The organism is Nonomuraea sp. NPDC048916, assembly GCF_040649575.1.
Classification (GTDB): Bacteria; Actinomycetota; Actinomycetes; order Streptosporangiales; family Streptosporangiaceae; genus Nonomuraea.
The window spans coordinates 55,391-71,671 of record NZ_JBEZFS010000027.1; the positions used below are offsets into that span (position 1 = coordinate 55,391).

A 16,281-nucleotide genomic window follows, 5' to 3' on the forward strand; every position below is an offset into this window, starting at 1 on the left:
CGCTCAGCGGCAGTCGGGATGCGTCACCGTCTCCACGAGCAGCAGGCTCTCCAGCCCCTTGAAGTGGCTGGGATTGACGGTATAGAGCGGCAACTGGTTGGCGATGGCCACGGAGGCGATCAACAGGTCCGCCATGCTTCGGCGCGGGTTGGGTCCCACGGCCTGTACAGCCACATAGACCCGGCCGAAGGCGCGGGCGGCCGCGACATCGAAGGGGATGGGTTCGAATTCTGATTCGGCTCGGCTGAGGACGTCCTGGCGATTGACTTGCTCGACCGCGTCATGGGAGACGATCGGGCCTACCGCGAGCTCAGCCAGCGTGATGGTGCTGATGGCTTGCTGCACCGGTAGCTCGGTCAATTTGAGATCGTCAAAAAGGATCAGGATGTTCGTGTCGAGAAGCCCTCTGGTCGTCACTCGTTGTTCTCCTGCGGCCTACGCCGGGCTCGCTCGTAAGGATCGTAATCTTCCTGATCGAAGGCAGACCGTACGTCTTCGCGAAATTTCTTGTCGTCCAGAACCGGCGCTCCGGCGAATACCGCTGCCACACGTTCGCGCGGGACGAATGTACGGCGACGGCTGATCGGGGTGACCGTAGCGATCTTGTGTCCGTGACGCGTCAGCGTGAACGTCTCTCCGCGTTCGATGGCGTCCATGATCTCACCAGCGCGGTTCTTCAGGTCGCGCTGGTTGATCTCAGGAGGCTCGTGCCAGGCTTCGCGCATATCGCCAGACTACTCCGCCCAGCCCACACCGTGCCACGGTGTGGCACTTTGTGGAAAAGGTGGCCTTGCTCCTGAATGTTCAGGGGCCCATGGGGCGGTAGCGGGAGCGGAGGCGCACCAGAGGCTGGAGCGTGGGCGTGACATAGGCGACGCCGAGGACCCGGGCGATGAACAGGCCGTGGTCGCCCGCCGGCACCACCTGGGTGGTCTCGGCCTCCAGGGCCGCGACGCCGCCCTCGACCACCAGCGCGTCGGAGTGCGGGCCGCGGTGGTGCGGCACGCCCGCGACGAGGTGGCGGGCGCTGGGCCGGCCCGCGGCGGCGAAGCGGCTGGCGATCGCGGCCTGGCCGGCGGACAGCAGGGACGCCGCCCAGCGGTCCTGGCGCAGCAGCACCTCGGCGAGGTAGCCGCGGTTGCCCAGACTCACCAGGACGAGCGGGGGCTCCAGCGAGACCGACATCAGCGCCGACACCGTCACCCCCAGGTCGTCGCGGCCGTCGCGTACGGTGATCACGGCCACGCCCGCCGCGAGCTGGGCCATCGCCTCGGTGAACTCGCTCACGGCAAGGGCCCCCTGAGGAAGGGGACCCTCGCCGGGCGGGTCAGCCGAGGCCGTTGGTGCTCAGCCATTCCTTGGCCACCGTCGCGGGCTCGTCCTTGTTGACGCTGATCTTCTGCATCATCTCGAGCAGCGACTCGGTCGTGAGCTTGGCCGAGACCGCGTTGAGCGTGCTCGTGATCGTGTCGTTGGCCGCGGCCTTGTTGACCAGCGGGGTGACGTTCTGGGCCGGGAAGATGCTCTTCGGGTCCTCCAGCGGGACGAGGTCGTTGGCCGTCATCTTGGGGTCGGTGGAGAAGACGTTGCCGACCTGGATCGAGCCGTCCTTGATGGCGTCGGCGGTGGTCGGGCCGGTCGCCTTCCACTGCTTGAACTCCAGCCCGTAGACGTCCTTGAAGCGCGCCTCCCAGCGCTTCTTGAACTCGGGCGGACCGCCGACGATCATGCCCTTCGACACCTTGGCCAGGTCCTCGATCGTGGTGAGCGACTGCTTGGCCTGGGTGTCCTTGGTGATCGACAGGGTGTCCTTGTCCTCGGCGGGCGAGGATTCGAGGGCTTCGAGCTCGGGCGGGAGCTTCTCCTTCAGCGCGGTGTTGACCGCGTCGGTGGTCGCCGCGGTGTTCTGCAGGTCGATGAAGGCGAGCAGGTTGCCGTTGTATTCGGGCACGATGGTCAGCCCGCCGCTCTTGACCTGGTCGTAGACGACCTCGCGGCTGCCGATGCGCGGCTTCTCCTCGACCTGGACCCCCTTGGCCTCCAGCGCCTGGGCGTAGATGGAGCCGAGCAGCACGCTCTCGTCGAAGTCGAACGATCCGATGACGGCCTTGCCGCCGTCGGCGGCGGAGGCCGATCCGCTGGGGGCCGCGCTGGTGGTGTCGAGCGGGTTGCCGCCGCTGCCGCCGCTCCCGCAGGCGGTCAACGCGAGCGCCGCCGACAGGAGCAGCGCCGCGGCGCCGAAGTTGCGTCTCATCACAATCTTCCCTTCTTGGGGGTTATCAGTCGCTGGCTCACCCCGGGAGAGACCGTGGCCCGCTGGACGAGCATGAACACGATCTGCACCACGAGCGCGAACAACACAATCAGTACGGAACCACCAACAACGCTGGCGTAATCCTTGGTCGCGAAGCCGTCGATCACGAACCGCCCGAGCCCGCCGAGCCCGGTGTAGGCGGCGACCGTCGTGGTCGCCACCACCTGGATCGCCGAGAGGCGGAGCCCGAGCAGGATCAGCGGCAGCGCCACCGGCACCAGCACCCGGCCGAGCACCTGACCGCCCCTGAGCCCCATGCCGTAGGCGGCGTCACGCAGCTCCGGGTCGACGCCCCGGATCCCCTCGAACGTGTTGACCAGGATCGGCGGCACCGCCAGCAGCACCAGCGGGATGATCACCGGCAGGATGGAGGCGGTGCCGAGCAGCAGCACGAACAGCACCAGCAGGCCCAGCGTGGGCAGCGCCCTGGCCAGGTTGGCCGTGACGACCACGAGCAGGCCGCCCCTGCCGGTGTGGCCGATCAGCAGCCCGAGCGGCAGCGCGACCAGCGCCGCCAGGGCCAGCGCGAGGGCCGAGAACTCCAGGTGCTCCAGCAGGCGGGCCGGGATGCCGTCGGGCCCCGACCAGTTGGCGGGGTCGCCGAAGAAGTCGGTCAGCCAGCTCACGACGCCCTCCTGGCTCGTACCCACGGGGTGAGCAGCCGTTGCGCGAGCACCAGGAGGCCGTCGGCGACCAGCGCCAGCAGCACGATCAGCGCGATGCCGACGATCACCGGCGGCAGGAACGGGTTCTGGTAGGCCCGGGTGAACAGCATGCCGAGGCCGCCCTGGCCGATCAGCGCGCCGACGCTGACCAGGCTGATGCTGGAGACGGCCACCACCCGCAGCCCGGCGAGCACGACGGGCGTGGCGATCGGCAGCTCCACCTGGACCAGGCGGCGCAGGGGCGTGAAGCCCATCGCCACGGCCGACTGGCGGACGTGCTCGGGCACCGCGGCCAGCCCGTCGACCACGGCGGGGATGAGCACGGCCATGGCGTAGAAGGTCAGCGGGATGATCACGGTGAGCTGCGACAGGCCGGTGACCGAGATCAGCAGCATGAAGACCGGCAGCGACGGCAGCGCGTAGATGACGTTGAAGACGCCCGCCGTCGGCTGGTAGAGCCAGCGCCACCGCACGCTGGCCAGCCCCAGCGGCAGGGCCAGCGCGAGCCCGGCCACGATCGGCGCCAGAGACATGACGAGATGGTCGCCGAGCAGGTCCTTGATGCTGCCGACCCGCCCGGTGTCCCAGTTGCGCGCGATCCACTCCCAGAGTGTGGGCGGGCCGTCACCCATCGGCGGCCTCCGCGAGTGCCTCGTCGAGCGCCTCTCTGGTGGCCACGCCGACGACCCTGCCGTCGCCGTCGACGGCCACCGCGCAACCCGACGGCGACAGCAGCGCCGCGTCGAGCGCCGAGCGCATGGAGTCGTGGCCGTGCCTGAAGGCGCCGTAGGACTCCAGCGTGCCCGGCCGGTCGCCGGCGACCCAGCCGAGCGGCCTGTCGTCGGCGGTGACGACCAGCAGCCACGGCTCGGCCGTGGGACCGTCGAACCCCTCGGCGACGGTCAGGTCGGTGCGCAGCCGCATGCCCTCGGTGGAGACGAACTGCAGCCGCCGGATCCCCCGGTCGCGGCCGAGGAACTCACGGACGAAGTCGTCGGCGGGCTCCGACAGCAGCGTCTTGGGATCGGCCAGCTGCGCCAGGGTGCCGCCCACGCGGAGCACGGCCACGCGGTCGCCCAGCTTGATGGCCTCGTCGATGTCGTGGGTGACGAAGACGATGGTCTTGTTCAGCTCGGCCTGCAGCCTGAGCAGCTCGTCCTGCAGGGTGGTGCGGACGATCGGGTCGACGGCGCTGAACGGCTCGTCCATCAGCAGCACGGGCGGGTCGGCGGCCAGCGCCCGGGCCACCCCCACGCGCTGCTGCTGCCCGCCGGAGAGCTGGAAGGGGTATCTGTCGCCCATCGCCGGGTCGAGGCCGACGCGTTCGAGCAGCTCCATGGCCCTGGAACGGGCCTTCTTCCGGTCCCAGCCGAGCAGGTAGGGCACCGTCGCGATGTTGTCGACGATCTTGCGGTGCGGGAACAGACCGGCCTGCTGGATGACGTAGCCGATGCCCCGCCGCAACGTCGGCGGATCGATGCCCTGCACGGGCACGCCGTCGAGGAGGATCCGGCCCTCCGTGGCGTCGATCATCCGGTTGATCATCCGGAGGGACGTCGTCTTCCCGCAGCCCGAAGGACCGACGAACACCGTGATCTCGCCCGTGGGCGCCTCGAGACTCAGGGCGTCGACGGCGATGGTTCCGTCTGGGTAGCGTTTGGTGACAGCGTCGAATGTGATCACGCGCGACCTCTCGCATCGTGGCAGGGCCGCGACCCCCCCTGCCACGACCGCCGCATGATCTCTTGAACGACAACCCTACGGTGATCTGAACCGCCCTGTCGCATCGGCCCGAGCTTAAGCGCTTCACTCAGCAGGGTCGATTCTTAACGAAAACCGGACCCGATGGATGCGCCACCCTGGCTTAGTTGGCATGATTGCCTTACCAACTCTTGACGCCGCCTCCCCCTCCCCGGCAATCCGCATTCACAGCAAGAGGAACCGGCCCCGTGACACAGCCGCTCACCGATCAGCGCCCGCGCGCCGACCTGGTCACAGAGCTTTACGACCGTCACGCCGCCGGGCTGTTCGCCTACTGTGCTGACCAGCTCGGCGACCATGGCTCCGCGGCCGACACCCTGATGACCGTCCTCAGCGGCGTTCCCGCGACGGCGCTGCCACGCGCGGCGCTCTACGCGTTCGCCCGCCGCGAGATCCACCGGCGCGACGTCGTCTACGCGCCCCCCGTCGTCGACCCGCTCATCGACCCGGCCTCCGCGCTGGTCGAGCGCACCCTGCGCGAGCTGCGCCCGCACCAGCGCGAGGTGCTGCTGCTGTGCGAGGTCTGCGGGCTCGGCCGCGCCGAGCTGGCCTGGGTGCTCGACGTGGCGCCCGACACGGCCGAAGAGCTCGCGACCAGCGCCGCCCACCGCTACCGGCAACTGCTCGGCAGGGCGCTGGCCGCCACCGGGGCCCGGGTGCCGAAGCCGGTGGCCGACGTCTACGGCGCGCTCGGGGTCGCGCCGCTTCGCGACGTGCTCGGCCGCCTGCCGTGGCCGCTGCCGCCGGCCTCCCTCCGCGTCCACTTCGCCGGATCCCGTACGGCCGGGGCCGCGCCGCTGTTCGTCAAGCCGCTCTGGCCGGTGCCGCCCCGGTGGCCGTTACCGCTGAGCGAGCCCGATCCGGCGACGAGCACCGCCATCTTCCCGGCCGAGCTGCTGGCGCCCCCTCCACCGGCCCGCGTCCCGGAGCACGACGCGACCACGGCTCCGATGCCCCGGCTGCGCGACCCGATGGCCCCTACCGACACCTCCGGGTTCGGCCGGGTCTTCTCCCGGCCTCGCGAGCGGCCGTTCTTCCTGTCGGCTCCCGTGCCGGACGTCGTGCGGCCGGAGCCGCCCGCGACCGGCGACGTCCTCGTCCACCGCACCCCCGTCACCCCGCCGTCGCCCGGCGAGGGCTCGCCCGGCAACCTGTTCGTCCCCCAGAAGCCGGCCGAGGAGCCGGTCTACCGGATGCCGCTGCCCGAGGAGTTCGCCCGGCCGCCCGGCTCTCCGCCGTCCGCCCGGCAGACCGGCGCCCGCGACACCGGCGCCCCCAAACGCTCCGACAGCACCGCACCGGCAGCCGTCCGGGCATCCGATGCGCCGGAACGCGCCGACCGGAAGACCGACAGGCAGCCCGCTGCCCGGAAGGCCGGCGGCCGAGAGAGCGACACCTGGCAGGCCGACACCCGGAAGGCCAGAGGCCGAGAGACCGACGACCGGGAGACCACCACCCGGAAGGCCAGGGGCCGAGAGACCGACACCTGGCAGACCACCACCCGGAAGGCCGGCGGCCGAGAGACCGACGCCTGGAGGGCCAGGGGCCGGGAGATCGGGAGCCTCCGGCCGGGCCGCGGAGGCGCGGGGCCGGTTCCCGGTGACCGGGAGTCGGGCGCCAGGACCCCGCCGGCGGCTGGACGCGCGGACCGGAAGACTGGCGGCCGGGCGTTCGGCGCTCCCCACCGGCCCGGCCGCGCACGGCCGGTTCCGGGCGACCGGAGGGTCGCCGGGACGGTTCCGGGCGACCGGCGGCCCGTGAAGGCGGCCGCCGGCCGCGGGAAGGTCACGCCCAAGCCCGGTGCGCGCAAGCCCGGCAAACCCGGCAAGCCGCAGGCGCGCAAGCGCAGGCGCGGCAATCACGACTGGGCGTGGGAGCTGATCGGGTTCCTGATCTGCGTGGCCATCGCGATGATCGTGTTCTTCTCGATGCCGTCGCTCATCGGCCCCTGATCGCGGTCCGCCCTCGAACGGGTCAGCCGGTTAAGCCGGTCAGTCGGCGTGAAGGTCGGTCGATCGGACTGGCCGGTCGAACGGGCTGGCCGGTCGAACGGGTCAGTCGGTCGAACGGGTCAGTCGGTCGAACGGGTCAGTCGGTCGAACGGGTCAGTCGGTCGAACGGGCTGGCCGGTCGAACGGGTCAGTCGGTCGAACGGGTCAGTCGGTTGACAGGATCAGGCCGCTGGTCGGCACACCGGTGCCGGCGGTGACCAGGACGTTGCGCACTCCGGCGATCTGGTTGACCGAGGTGCCGCGGATCTGGCGCACTGCTTCGGCGATGCCGTTCATGCCGTGGATGTACGCCTCGCCGAGCTGGCCGCCGTGGGGGTTGACGGGCAGGTGGCCGTCGAGTTCGATGCCGCCGTCCTTGACGAGGCCGGCCGCCTCGCCGCGCCCGCAGAATCCCAGCTCCTCCAACTGGGCCAGGACGAACGGCGTGAAGTGGTCGTACAGGATGGCGGTCTGGATGTCGCCGGGGCCGAGTCCGGACATCTCCCAGAGCCGCCTGCCCACCACGGACATCTCCGGCAGGCCGCTCATGTCGTCACGGTAGTAGCTGGTCATCATCCGCTGCTCCTCGCCCGCCCCCTGCGCGGCGGCCGTGATCACGGCGGGAGAGCGGCGCAGGTCGCGAGCCCGCTCGGCGGAGGTCACCACGAGCGCCACCGCGCCGTCGCTCTCCTGGCAGCAGTCGAGCAGGTGCAGCGGCTCCACGATCCACCGCGACGCCTGGTGCTCCTCCAGCGTGATCGGCCGCTGGTAGAACCACGCGGCCGGGTTGGTGGAGGCGTGACGGCGCATGGCCACGGCGACCCGTCCGAAGTCCTCGGAGGTGGCGCCGTAGGTGTGCAGGTAGCGCTGGGCGAACATGGCCACCCAGGCGGCGGGCGTCATCAGCCCGAACGGCACGTGCCAGCTCATCTCCAGCCCCTGCGACGTCGGCTGGCCGCCGAGGCGCGCGTCGGGCTGCCCGAACCGCCGGCCCGAGCGCTCGTTGAAGGCGCGGTAGCAGACGACGGTGCGGGCCATGCCGGTGGCGACGGCCATGGCGGCGTGGGCCACCGTCCCGCAGGCGGCGCCGCCGCCGTACTCGATCCGGGAGAAGAACGTCAGCTCGCCCGCCCCGATCTCCCTGGCCACGGCGATCTCCTGGTTGGAGTCCTGGGTGTAGGTCACCATCCCGTCGACCTCGGCGGCGTCGAGGCCGGCGTCGTCGAGGGCGGCGAACACGGCCTCGGCGGCGAGCCGGAGCTCGGTCCGGCCGGAGTCCTTGCTGAACTCGGTGGCGCCGATGCCCGCGATGGCGGCTTGCGACTGCGACACGACACTGCTCCTTCGAACGAACGCACACTGACGCATTCCGCCTGGGCGGGGCGGTCAAGGGACCCGCTCAGGCGCCTCCGGCCGAGGGCTCGCCGAGCTCGGGCAGGGTGAAGGTCACGGTGCCGGTGGCGTGGTCGCCGAGGCTGACCTTGCCCCGCACCTCGGCCGTGAACTCGGCGCCCGCCCGCGAGACGATCGTCCCGCCGAAGCTCAGGCGGTCGCCCGCGTAGGCCGGGACGCCCAGCCTGACGTTGATCCGGTTGATGATCGCGCCGGGTCCCGTCCAGTCCGTGACGTACCGTTCGACCAGGCCCATCGTGGTCAGGATGTTGAGGAAGACGTCCTTGGAGCCCTGCGCGCGGGCGCCCTGGACGTCGTGGTGCAGGGGGGTGAAGTCCATCGTGGCCAGGGCGGTGGAGACGACCACCGTGGGCGTGAGGTCGATCGACAGCTCGGGGAGCACCGAACCGACCTCGACCTGATCTCCGGTCAGCGTCCGCATCACGGCTCCCGTGGCGCCCACATGGGCAGGATCAGTTCATCGTCCATGGCTCGATAGGTGGCGCGTAACGGCATGCCGATACGCACCGCCTCGGGCGGGCAGTCCACTACATTGCCCACGATTCTCACCCCTTCCGGCAATTCCACCACTGCCACCACGAAGGGCGTCTCGCGTCCGGGGACCGGAGGATGGTGGTGGACGACGTAACTGAAGACCGTCCCCTCGCCGCGGGCCACGACGTGGGTGCGGTTGGTGGAGCGGCAGACCGGGCAGACCGGGCCCGGCGGATGGCGGAGCTCCCCGCAGTCGGCGCAGCTCTGGATGCGCAGCTCGCCCTGCCGCACACCCTCCCAGAAGAACGCGGTGTCCGCGTTGACGGCGGGTCGCAGAGGGTAGGGCTCGGCTTGGCGGCGGGCCGGAACCGGGCGGAACTTCAGCACCCGGAACATCATCTCCGCCACCGGCTCGTCGGCCTCGTCGTACCAGGTGACGTTCCAGGTGACGAAGTATCCCTCGCCCAGGGCGGTCCGCTTCGGCCCGGCCAGCCCGGAGAAGCGCGTCGCGGGCGTCAGTCGTTCACCCAATCGGGCGTAGCGGTGGTAGACCTGCTCGCAGTTCGTCGCCACCACGCCCGTGTAGCCCTGGCCGTCGAGCGCCGCCATCAGGTCGTCCGCCGGCGACCGGACCTTGTCGCGGGGACGCACCCCCGGCATGGTCCACACCTGGGCCATCGCGGGCGGCGCGACGCCCCGCTCCAGGTAGACCGGGTTCGAGTCGCCCATCGCGTCCAGCCAGTGCCGGATCATGGGCGCGTTGACCGGATCCGCGCCCGGGGCGCCCCGCACCTCCCCGAGCGCCGCCTGCTTGGCCGCCAGCTCGCGCAGCTCCTCGTCGGTCATCGGGGCGGCCTCGGCAGGCTCAGCCCGAGCATGGCGATCAGCTCCCGCTGCACCTCGTTGACCCCGCCGCCGAACGTCAGCACGACCGCGCCCTTGACGCCGCGGTCCAGGCGCTCCATCAGCTCGGCCGTCTCCGGGTCGGACGGGTCGCCGTAGCGGGCCAGGACGTCGCAGACGATCCTGCCGACCTCCTGCATCCGCTCCGAGCCGTAGATCTTGGTGGCCGACGCGTCGGGGGCGCCCAGCCAGCCGAGGTCCATGTTCGCCGCGACCTGCCAGTTGAGCAGCTCGTTCGTACGGAAGTAGGCGCGCACCCGGCCGAGCGCGCGCCGCACGTCGGGCACGTCCACCAGCCCCGTGCGGCGGGCCCAGGCCAGGAAGCGGTCGTAGGTCTGGCCCAGGTTGCCGGCGGGGCCGAGCGTGACGCGCTCGTGGTTGAGCTGGTTGACGATCAGGTCCCAGCCCTTGTCCACCTCGCCCACCACCATGCCGACCGGGACGCGGACGTCGGAGTAGTAGGTGGCGTTCGTGTGGTGGCGGCCGTCCATGGTGATGATCGGCGTCCAGGAGTAGCCCGGGTCGGCCGTCGAGGCGATCATCATGGTGATGCCCTTGTGCTTCTTGGCCGTGGGGTTGGTGCGGGTGGCCAGCCAGATGTACTGGGCGTAGTGGGCTCCGCTGGTGAAGATCTTCTGGCCGTTCACGATGTAGTGGTCGCCGTCGAGCACCGCCGTGGTGCGCAGGGCGGCCAGGTCGGTGCCCGCCTCGGGCTCGCTGTAGCCGATCGCGAAGTGACACTCGCCGGCCAGGATGCGCGGCAGGAAGGTGTCCTTCTGCTCCCGCGTCCCGTACTGCATGAGGGTCGGCCCGACCGTCTGGACGGTGATGAGCGGGTACGGCACGCTCGCCCGGGCGATCTCGTTGGCGAAGATCTGCTGCTCGATCGGGCCGTAGCCGCTGCCGCCGTACTCCTTGGGCCAGCCGAGGCCGAGCTTCCCGTCGCGGCCGAGGCGGCGGCAGTGTTCCATGTACGCCTCGCCGAACGGGTCGTTGGCGATCTTGCGGCGGTCGTCGGCGGTGAGGCAGTTCCGGAAGTACTCGCGCAGTTCGTCACGCAGCCTGCGCTGGCCGGAGGTGAGGTCGATCAGCATCAGGCGAGGGCTCCGATCAGGTCGAGCTGGGCGTCCTGGCCGCCGAGCAGGTGCGCCAGGTGCTTGGCCTGGGCGAAGTAGCGGTGCAGCGGGTACGTCACGTCGAGGCCGAGGCCGCCGTGCAGGTGCTGGCAGGTGTAGAGGGCCCGCACCGCCTCGCCGACGTGGAAGGCGGCGACGGCCAGGTCCTCCTCGGCCGGCAGTCCCTCGCCGAGCCGCCAGGCGGCCGACCAGACGGCCACGTCGAGCGCCCGCCCGGCGACGTAGACGTCGGCGATCTGCATCGTGACGGCCTGGAACTCGGCGAGCACCCGGCCGAACTGCTTCCTGGTCCTGATGTACTCGGTGGTCAGCTCCAGCGCACCCGCGAGCACGCCGCTCGCCTGCGCCGCCACGGCGGCGGTGAAGAGCTGCCGCACCTCCGTGACGGCCTCGGGCCCGGCCACCCGCTCGGCCGGGGTGCGGTCGAGCACGATGGTGGCGGCCGGCTCACCGGTGGAGGTGAACTCGGGGGTCGTCTCCGGGGAGTCGACCAGGAACACGCCCTCGTCCGCGGTGACCAGCGCCCACGCCTCCAGGTAGGGCACTCCGGTCTTCCGCCCGGTCAGCACCCAGCCCTCGGAGGTCCGGTCCGCGGCGGTGACCGGCGGGTCGGCCGGCGCCCGGCCCGGCTCCCTGAGGGCCACGGTGGCCGAGCGCGCCTGCTGGTGGCGCGTGCCGTACCTGCTGAGGGCGAGCGAGCCGGCCAGGGCGGGCAGCGCGGGAACGGCCGCGGCCCGCGCGCCCACCTCGCGCAGCACGACCGCCATCTCGACGGGCCCCAGCCCTGCGCCGCCCGCCTCCTCGGGCACGCACACGCTGAGCAGCCCGGCCTCGCGCAGCCTGTCCTCTCCCGCCTCCTTGGCGAGCAACTCGGCGGCCAGCCTCCGCAGGTCCTGCTGGGTCTCGTCCAGGTTGAAATCCATCAGCCCTCCAGTAGTCGTCGCCGGCCGTTCGCGGCGAACTCGTCCTCGATCGCCCTGGTGTCCTCGCCGGTCAGCGGCCGCCAGCCCGCGCAGGTACGCCACCAGACCGGGTCGGCGGTCCGCCAGGCGTCGCGGACGAGGTGGCGTTTGACGACCTGGTGCGAGGGGGTCCGCGCCACGGCCACACGCGGTCCTCGTGGATCAGGCCGGGCCGGTCGTCCCCGGCCCAGGCCAGCGGCATCGTGGCCAACGTGTCCGCCGTCATGCGGCCTCCAGCAAGCGCTCGGTCAACCGAAAAGCAAACTAGAACAGATTCTAATATCTGTCTAGTGCCCGCACGTTCTGACAAGTCTGGATATATCCGTGTAACGCCGTGGACATGCATCTATACAGGTTCTTTGTGACTCGTGAGTAACAAGCCACGCCGTACGGAAATCAGATAACGTGTTCTCATGCGTACTCCGCACGCGACCATTGCCGTGCCCCCCGGCGACAGCGAGGGGACCATGGAGAGTCATCCCACCCCCGGCGGGCACAGTGTCCGGACGCGGAGCCAGCACCAGCGCCGCAAGCGCATCGTCCAGGCCGCCGCCGCCCTGGCCTCGCGCGGCGGCGTCGAGGCGATGCAGATGCGCACCGTCGCCGAGCGCGCGGGCGTCGCCCTCGGCACCCTCTACCGCTACTTCCCGTCCAAGATGGACCTGGTGGTGGCGGTCGTGGGCGAGGAGATCGACCTCCTGGAGAGCAGCATCGAGCGCCGGCCGCCGAGCGCGTCCACCCCGGCGGGCCGGGCCGTCGACGTCCTCATGCGCGCCACCCGCGGCCTCATGCGCGAGCCCGAGCTCGCCGACGCGCTGATCCGCTCACTGATCCTGGCCGAGGTCGAGACCCCGTTCGGCGACCGCATGACGGGCCTGCTGCTCCGCGTCGCCGCCGACGGGCTGTCCCAGGAGCAGGCCAGCGAGGAGCAGCTCGCCCTGGCGAGCTCGCTGTCCAGTGTGTGGGTGCACGAGCTGCTCGAGATGCTCCGCGGCCGCCGCGGCTACGAGCAGATCCAGCGCCGCATCGAGATCGCCGCCGAACGGCTCATCACCGACATCTGACGCGGCCTGCCGGGCGGCCCGCTGATCATCGGCGGGCCTAGGCTGGCGGGATGAAGATGCGCGCGATCAGTCAGGACACCTTGGGCGGCCCTGAGGTGCTGAAGATGACAGAGGTCGACCGGCCCGAGCCGGGGCCGACCGAGGTGTTGGTGCGGGTGCACGCGGCCGGGGTCAATCCCACCGACTGGAAGACCCGCGAGTCCGGCGGCGTGCTGCGCATGCGGCCGCCGTTCGTGCTGGGCTGGGAGGTCTCCGGCGTGGTCGAGGCCGTCGGCCTGGGCACGACGATCTACCAGCCGGGTGACGAGGTCTTCGGGCTGCTCCGCTATCCGCAGGGCAACGGCGCCTACGCCGAGTACGTGGCCGCGCCCGCCCGGCATTTCGCCCGCAAGCCCGGCAACGTCGACCACCTCCACGCGGGCGCGATCCCGCTCGCCGGGCTGACCGCCTGGCAGGCGCTCGTCGACACCGCGGGGGTCCACGCGGGCAGCCGCGTGCTCGTGCACGCGGCCGCGGGCGGCGTCGGGCACCTCGCCGTGCAGATCGCCAAGGCCCGCGGCGCCTACGTGATCGGCACCGCCAGCGCCGCCAAGCACGACTTCCTGCGCGGCCTCGGCGCCGACGAGCTCGTCGACTACCGCAGCGAGGACTTCGCCGAGGTGGTGCGCGACGTCGACGTGGTGCTCGAGACCATGGGCGGCGACTACGGGCCCCGCTCGCTGCGGACCCTGCGCGAGGGCGGCACGATCGTCTCGCTCACGATCTCGCTGCTGCACGAGGGCCTGCACGCGATGGCCGCCGAGCGCGGCATCCGCTCGGCGGCCATGCTGGTCGAGCCCGACTACGCGGCCATGCGGTCACTCGCCGCCCTGGTGGAGGCCGAGCGGCTGCGGGTCGAGCTGGCCGCCGTGCTGCCCCTCGCGGAGGCGGCCAAGGCCCACGAGCTGGGTCAGTCGGGCCGCACCACGGGCAAGATCGTGCTCAGCGTTCCGCAGTAAGCACGCGGTCCGCGATGAGAGCCGGGGCGGACTCACCGCTCCCCGGTGAGAACGAGCGCGGGTTCGGCGGGTTCGACCGAAGGGCGCTCGGCCGAGCGCCTGATCACGGCCAGCGCGACGACGAAGGCGACGGCGACCAGGGCCGCGCCGACCAGCAGCGCCAGCCGGTAGCCGCCGGTCAGCGCCGCCGCCGCGCCGGCGCCCTGACCGGCCAGGTCCTCGCTCCGGGAGGCCGACAGCGTGGCCAGGACCGCGAGGCCCAGCGCCGCCCCGACCTGCGCGGTCGTGTTGAACAGGCCCGAGGCCAGGCCGGCGTCCTGTTCGGTGGCGCCCGACATGGCCAGTACGGCCAGCGCGGGCATGGAGCCTCCGACCCCGATGCCGAGCAGGAGCGTCGCCGGCAGCACGTCGAGGACGTAGCCGCCGTCGACCGGCACCCGGGCGAACAGCGCCAGGCCACCGGCGATGAGCGCCAGGCCCACCAGCAGGACCCGCCTGGCGCCGAACCGGTGCACGAGCCGCTCCGCGTACCTCAGCGACAGGGTGCCCATCACGACCGTCGTCGGCAGGAAGGCCAGGCCGGTCGTGAGCGAGTCGTAGCCGAGCACCTGCTGCAGGTAGAGCACGCCAAGGAAGAACATGCCGAACATGCCGGCCACGGTGAGCGCCTGGATGGCGTTCGCCCCCGAGACGTCGGCCGAGCGGAAGATCCGCAGCGGGACGAGCGGGTTGCGGGCCTTCGCCTCGCGGATCACGAACGCGACCAGCAAGACGATCGTCGCGCCTCCGAGCCCGAGGGTCTGGGGTGCGCCCCAGCCCAGCTCGGCCGCGGGCTTGACGATCGTGTAGACGCAGAGCATCAGCGCGGCGGTGATCAGCACGGCGCCGGTCGCGTCCGCTCCGTCGCCGAATCCGAGTCCTCTGTCGCGGGGCAGCAGCCGGATCGCGGCCACCGCGGTGACCAGGCCGATGGGGACGTTGATGAAGAAGATCCAGTGCCAGTTGAGGCCCTGGGTGAGCATTCCCCCGGCGAGCAGCCCGATCGAGCCGCCCGCCGAGGCGACGAAGCTGAAGACGCCGATGGCCCTGGCCTGCTCCCGCGGCTCGGGGAACATCGTGACGATCATGCCCAGGATCACGGCCGAGGTCATCGCGCCGCCCACGCCTTGGACGAAGCGCGCGGCGATCAGCGCCTCCTGACTGCCCGCGAGCCCGCAGGCGAGTGAGGCGGCGACGAAGACGGCCAGCCCTGCCAGGAAGACCCCGCGTCTGGAGACGAGGTCGCCGAGCCGGCCGGCTAACAGCAAAAGGCCGCCGAAGGCGATCAGATAGGCGTTGACCACCCAGGCGAGGCTCGACGGGGTGAAACCGAGATCGTGCTGGATCGCCGGAAGCGCCACGTTCACCACCGTGACGTCGAGGACGATCATCAGCATGCCGGTGCACAGGACCACGAGCGCGACCCAGCGGGAGCGGCCGGTCAGTACGGAGCTCATCGGGATTCCCTTTCGGTAGGTTCGCCGGTGTAGACCGGGCCCGGCCGAGGAACTCATCGGACTGTCGGTGGCGCCGTCTATACAGGAGTTATGACCGACAAGCCATCGAACGAGGAGTTCCTCAGGCTGGCTGATCCGCTGCGCCGCGAGTTGCTGGCCCACTGCTATCGCATGCTGGGGTCGGTGCATGACGCCGAGGATCTCGTCCAGGAGACCTACCTGAGGGCCTGGCGGGCCTACGACAGGTTCGAGGGCCGCTCCTCCCTGCGCACGTGGCTCTACCGCATCGCCACCACGGCCTGCCTGACCGCGCTCGACAGCCGGAGCCGCCGGCCGCTGCCCACCGGGCTGGGCGCGCCGAGCGCCGAGGCCTCCGCGCCCCTGGTCGAGCAGCCCGAGGTGCCCTGGCTGGAGCCGGTGCCCGACGGCATGGTGGGCGCGGGGGCCGACGATCCCGCCGCGATCGTCACCTCGCGCGAGAGCATCCGGCTGGCGCTCATCGCGGCCCTGCAGCATCTGCCGCCCCGGCAGCGCGCGATCCTGATCCTGCGTGACGTGCTCAGGTGGCGGGCGGCCGAGGTGGCCGAGGTGCTCGAGACCACCACGGTGGCCGTCAACAGCGGTCTGCAGCGGGCCCGCGCCCAGCTCAGCGAGGTGTCACCGAGCCTCGACGACCGGGTGGAGCCGCTGCCCGCCGACCAGCAGGCCCAGCTCGACCGCTACGTGGCGGCCTTCGAGAGTTACGACGTGGCCGCGATCGTGGAGCTGTTCACCAAGGACGCGGTCTGGGAGATGCCGCCCTACACCGGCTGGTGGCAGGGCCCCGAGAGCATCGTCGAGCTCATCGAGACCCGGTGTCCGGCCGGGCGGGCGGGCGATCTGCGGCTCGTCCCCGTCGCGGCCAACGGCCAGCCGGCGTTCGGGATGTACTTCCGCGAGGGCGCGACCTATGACGCGTTCGCCTTGCACGTGCTCACCGTGACCGGTGAGGGCGTCAGCCATGTGGTGATGTTCTTCGGCGCCGAGCTGTTCGACACGTTCGGGCTGTCTCGCACGTTGCCGGCCGGGGACCGGGCTTCCACAGCAAAGTAGAACGCGTTACAG

At 71.2% G+C, this 16,281-nt stretch carries 18 protein-coding genes; 4 read left to right on the top strand and 14 right to left on the bottom strand.

Annotation, left to right across the window (positions count from 1 at the left end; all coding sequences use genetic code 11):
• Positions 1-3 precede the first annotated feature (3 nt).
• From AB0C16_RS27020 to AB0C16_RS27050, 7 genes are all read right to left on the bottom strand, one after another.
• Positions 4-417, bottom strand: coding sequence for a type II toxin-antitoxin system VapC family toxin (locus AB0C16_RS27020; protein ID WP_357686759.1), 414 nt, complete (start codon positions 415-417; stop codon positions 4-6).
• Positions 414-725 (bottom strand): prevent-host-death protein, encoded by a 312-nt coding sequence (locus AB0C16_RS27025; RefSeq protein ID WP_357686760.1) that lies wholly within the window; start codon positions 723-725, stop codon positions 414-416. Before AB0C16_RS27025 ends, AB0C16_RS27020 begins: the two co-directional genes overlap by 4 nt.
• A 79-nt stretch (positions 726-804) precedes the next feature.
• Positions 805-1,287 carry a flavin reductase family protein gene (locus tag AB0C16_RS27030; protein ID WP_357686761.1) on the bottom strand — a complete coding sequence of 161 codons (483 nt, stop codon included), beginning with the start codon at positions 1,285-1,287 and terminating at the stop codon, positions 805-807.
• 40 nt (positions 1,288-1,327) lie between these two features.
• A complete protein-coding gene (locus tag AB0C16_RS27035; RefSeq protein WP_357686762.1) occupies positions 1,328-2,254 on the bottom strand; it encodes an ABC transporter substrate-binding protein in 927 nt (308 codons plus the stop codon).
• Positions 2,254-2,940, bottom strand: coding sequence for an ABC transporter permease subunit (locus tag AB0C16_RS27040; RefSeq protein ID WP_357686763.1), 687 nt, complete (start codon positions 2,938-2,940; stop codon positions 2,254-2,256). The genes AB0C16_RS27035 and AB0C16_RS27040 overlap by 1 nt, the downstream gene beginning before the upstream one ends.
• Entirely contained in the window at positions 2,937-3,611 is a 675-nt protein-coding gene (locus AB0C16_RS27045) for an ABC transporter permease subunit (RefSeq protein ID WP_357686764.1), read from the bottom strand. Before AB0C16_RS27045 ends, AB0C16_RS27040 begins: the two co-directional genes overlap by 4 nt.
• Positions 3,604-4,662 carry an ATP-binding cassette domain-containing protein gene (locus AB0C16_RS27050; protein WP_357686765.1) on the bottom strand — a complete coding sequence of 353 codons (1,059 nt, stop codon included), beginning with the start codon at positions 4,660-4,662 and terminating at the stop codon, positions 3,604-3,606. The genes AB0C16_RS27045 and AB0C16_RS27050 overlap by 8 nt, the downstream gene beginning before the upstream one ends.
• Positions 4,663-4,928: 266 nt before the next feature.
• Between AB0C16_RS27050 and AB0C16_RS27055 the strand changes: the two genes are divergently transcribed.
• A complete protein-coding gene (locus tag AB0C16_RS27055; protein ID WP_357686766.1) occupies positions 4,929-6,692 on the top strand; it encodes a hypothetical protein in 1,764 nt (587 codons plus the stop codon).
• Positions 6,693-6,896: 204 nt separating this feature from the next.
• Here the strand turns inward: AB0C16_RS27055 and AB0C16_RS27060 are convergent, their stop codons facing one another.
• The 6 genes from AB0C16_RS27060 to AB0C16_RS27085 are packed head-to-tail and all read right to left on the bottom strand — an operon-like array spanning position 6,897 to position 11,765.
• The gene (locus AB0C16_RS27060; protein WP_357686767.1) at positions 6,897-8,099 is read right to left on the bottom strand and encodes a lipid-transfer protein; all 1,203 of its coding nucleotides are present in this window, start codon (positions 8,097-8,099) and stop codon (positions 6,897-6,899) included.
• A 31-nt stretch (positions 8,100-8,130) separates the two neighbouring features.
• A complete protein-coding gene (locus AB0C16_RS27065; RefSeq protein WP_357686768.1) occupies positions 8,131-8,565 on the bottom strand; it encodes a MaoC/PaaZ C-terminal domain-containing protein in 435 nt (144 codons plus the stop codon).
• A complete protein-coding gene (locus tag AB0C16_RS27070) occupies positions 8,565-9,464 on the bottom strand; it encodes a bifunctional MaoC family dehydratase N-terminal/OB-fold nucleic acid binding domain-containing protein (RefSeq protein WP_357686769.1) in 900 nt (299 codons plus the stop codon). Before AB0C16_RS27070 ends, AB0C16_RS27065 begins: the two co-directional genes overlap by 1 nt.
• Complete coding sequence (locus AB0C16_RS27075; protein WP_357686770.1) at positions 9,461-10,615, bottom strand: acyl-CoA dehydrogenase family protein; 1,155 nt, start codon at positions 10,613-10,615, stop codon at positions 9,461-9,463. Before AB0C16_RS27075 ends, AB0C16_RS27070 begins: the two co-directional genes overlap by 4 nt.
• On the bottom strand, positions 10,615-11,580 hold the full coding sequence (locus AB0C16_RS27080; RefSeq protein WP_357686771.1) for an acyl-CoA dehydrogenase family protein: 966 nt from the start codon (positions 11,578-11,580) through the stop codon (positions 10,615-10,617). Before AB0C16_RS27080 ends, AB0C16_RS27075 begins: the two co-directional genes overlap by 1 nt.
• Complete coding sequence (locus AB0C16_RS27085) at positions 11,580-11,765, bottom strand: hypothetical protein (protein ID WP_357686772.1); 186 nt, start codon at positions 11,763-11,765, stop codon at positions 11,580-11,582. The genes AB0C16_RS27080 and AB0C16_RS27085 overlap by 1 nt, the downstream gene beginning before the upstream one ends.
• 321 nt (positions 11,766-12,086) lie before the next feature.
• On the opposite strand from AB0C16_RS27085, the gene AB0C16_RS27090 reads away from it, so the two are divergent.
• Together AB0C16_RS27090 and AB0C16_RS27095 are read left to right on the top strand one after the other, a co-directional pair.
• Positions 12,087-12,683, top strand: coding sequence for a TetR family transcriptional regulator (locus tag AB0C16_RS27090; protein WP_357686807.1), 597 nt, complete (start codon positions 12,087-12,089; stop codon positions 12,681-12,683).
• Between the two features lie 56 nt (positions 12,684-12,739).
• Positions 12,740-13,681, top strand: a complete 942-nt coding sequence (locus tag AB0C16_RS27095; protein ID WP_357686808.1) for an NADP-dependent oxidoreductase — start codon at positions 12,740-12,742, stop codon at positions 13,679-13,681.
• 32 nt (positions 13,682-13,713) lie between these two features.
• On the opposite strand, the gene AB0C16_RS27100 is transcribed toward AB0C16_RS27095, so the two are convergent.
• Positions 13,714-15,177 carry a DHA2 family efflux MFS transporter permease subunit gene (locus AB0C16_RS27100; protein WP_357686773.1) on the bottom strand — a complete coding sequence of 488 codons (1,464 nt, stop codon included), beginning with the start codon at positions 15,175-15,177 and terminating at the stop codon, positions 13,714-13,716.
• 90 nt (positions 15,178-15,267) lie between these two features.
• Here AB0C16_RS27100 and AB0C16_RS27105 point away from each other — a divergent pair, with 90 nt between their 5' ends.
• Positions 15,268-16,269, top strand: coding sequence for a sigma-70 family RNA polymerase sigma factor (locus tag AB0C16_RS27105; protein ID WP_357686774.1), 1,002 nt, complete (start codon positions 15,268-15,270; stop codon positions 16,267-16,269).
• Positions 16,270-16,281: the final 12 nt, after the last annotated feature.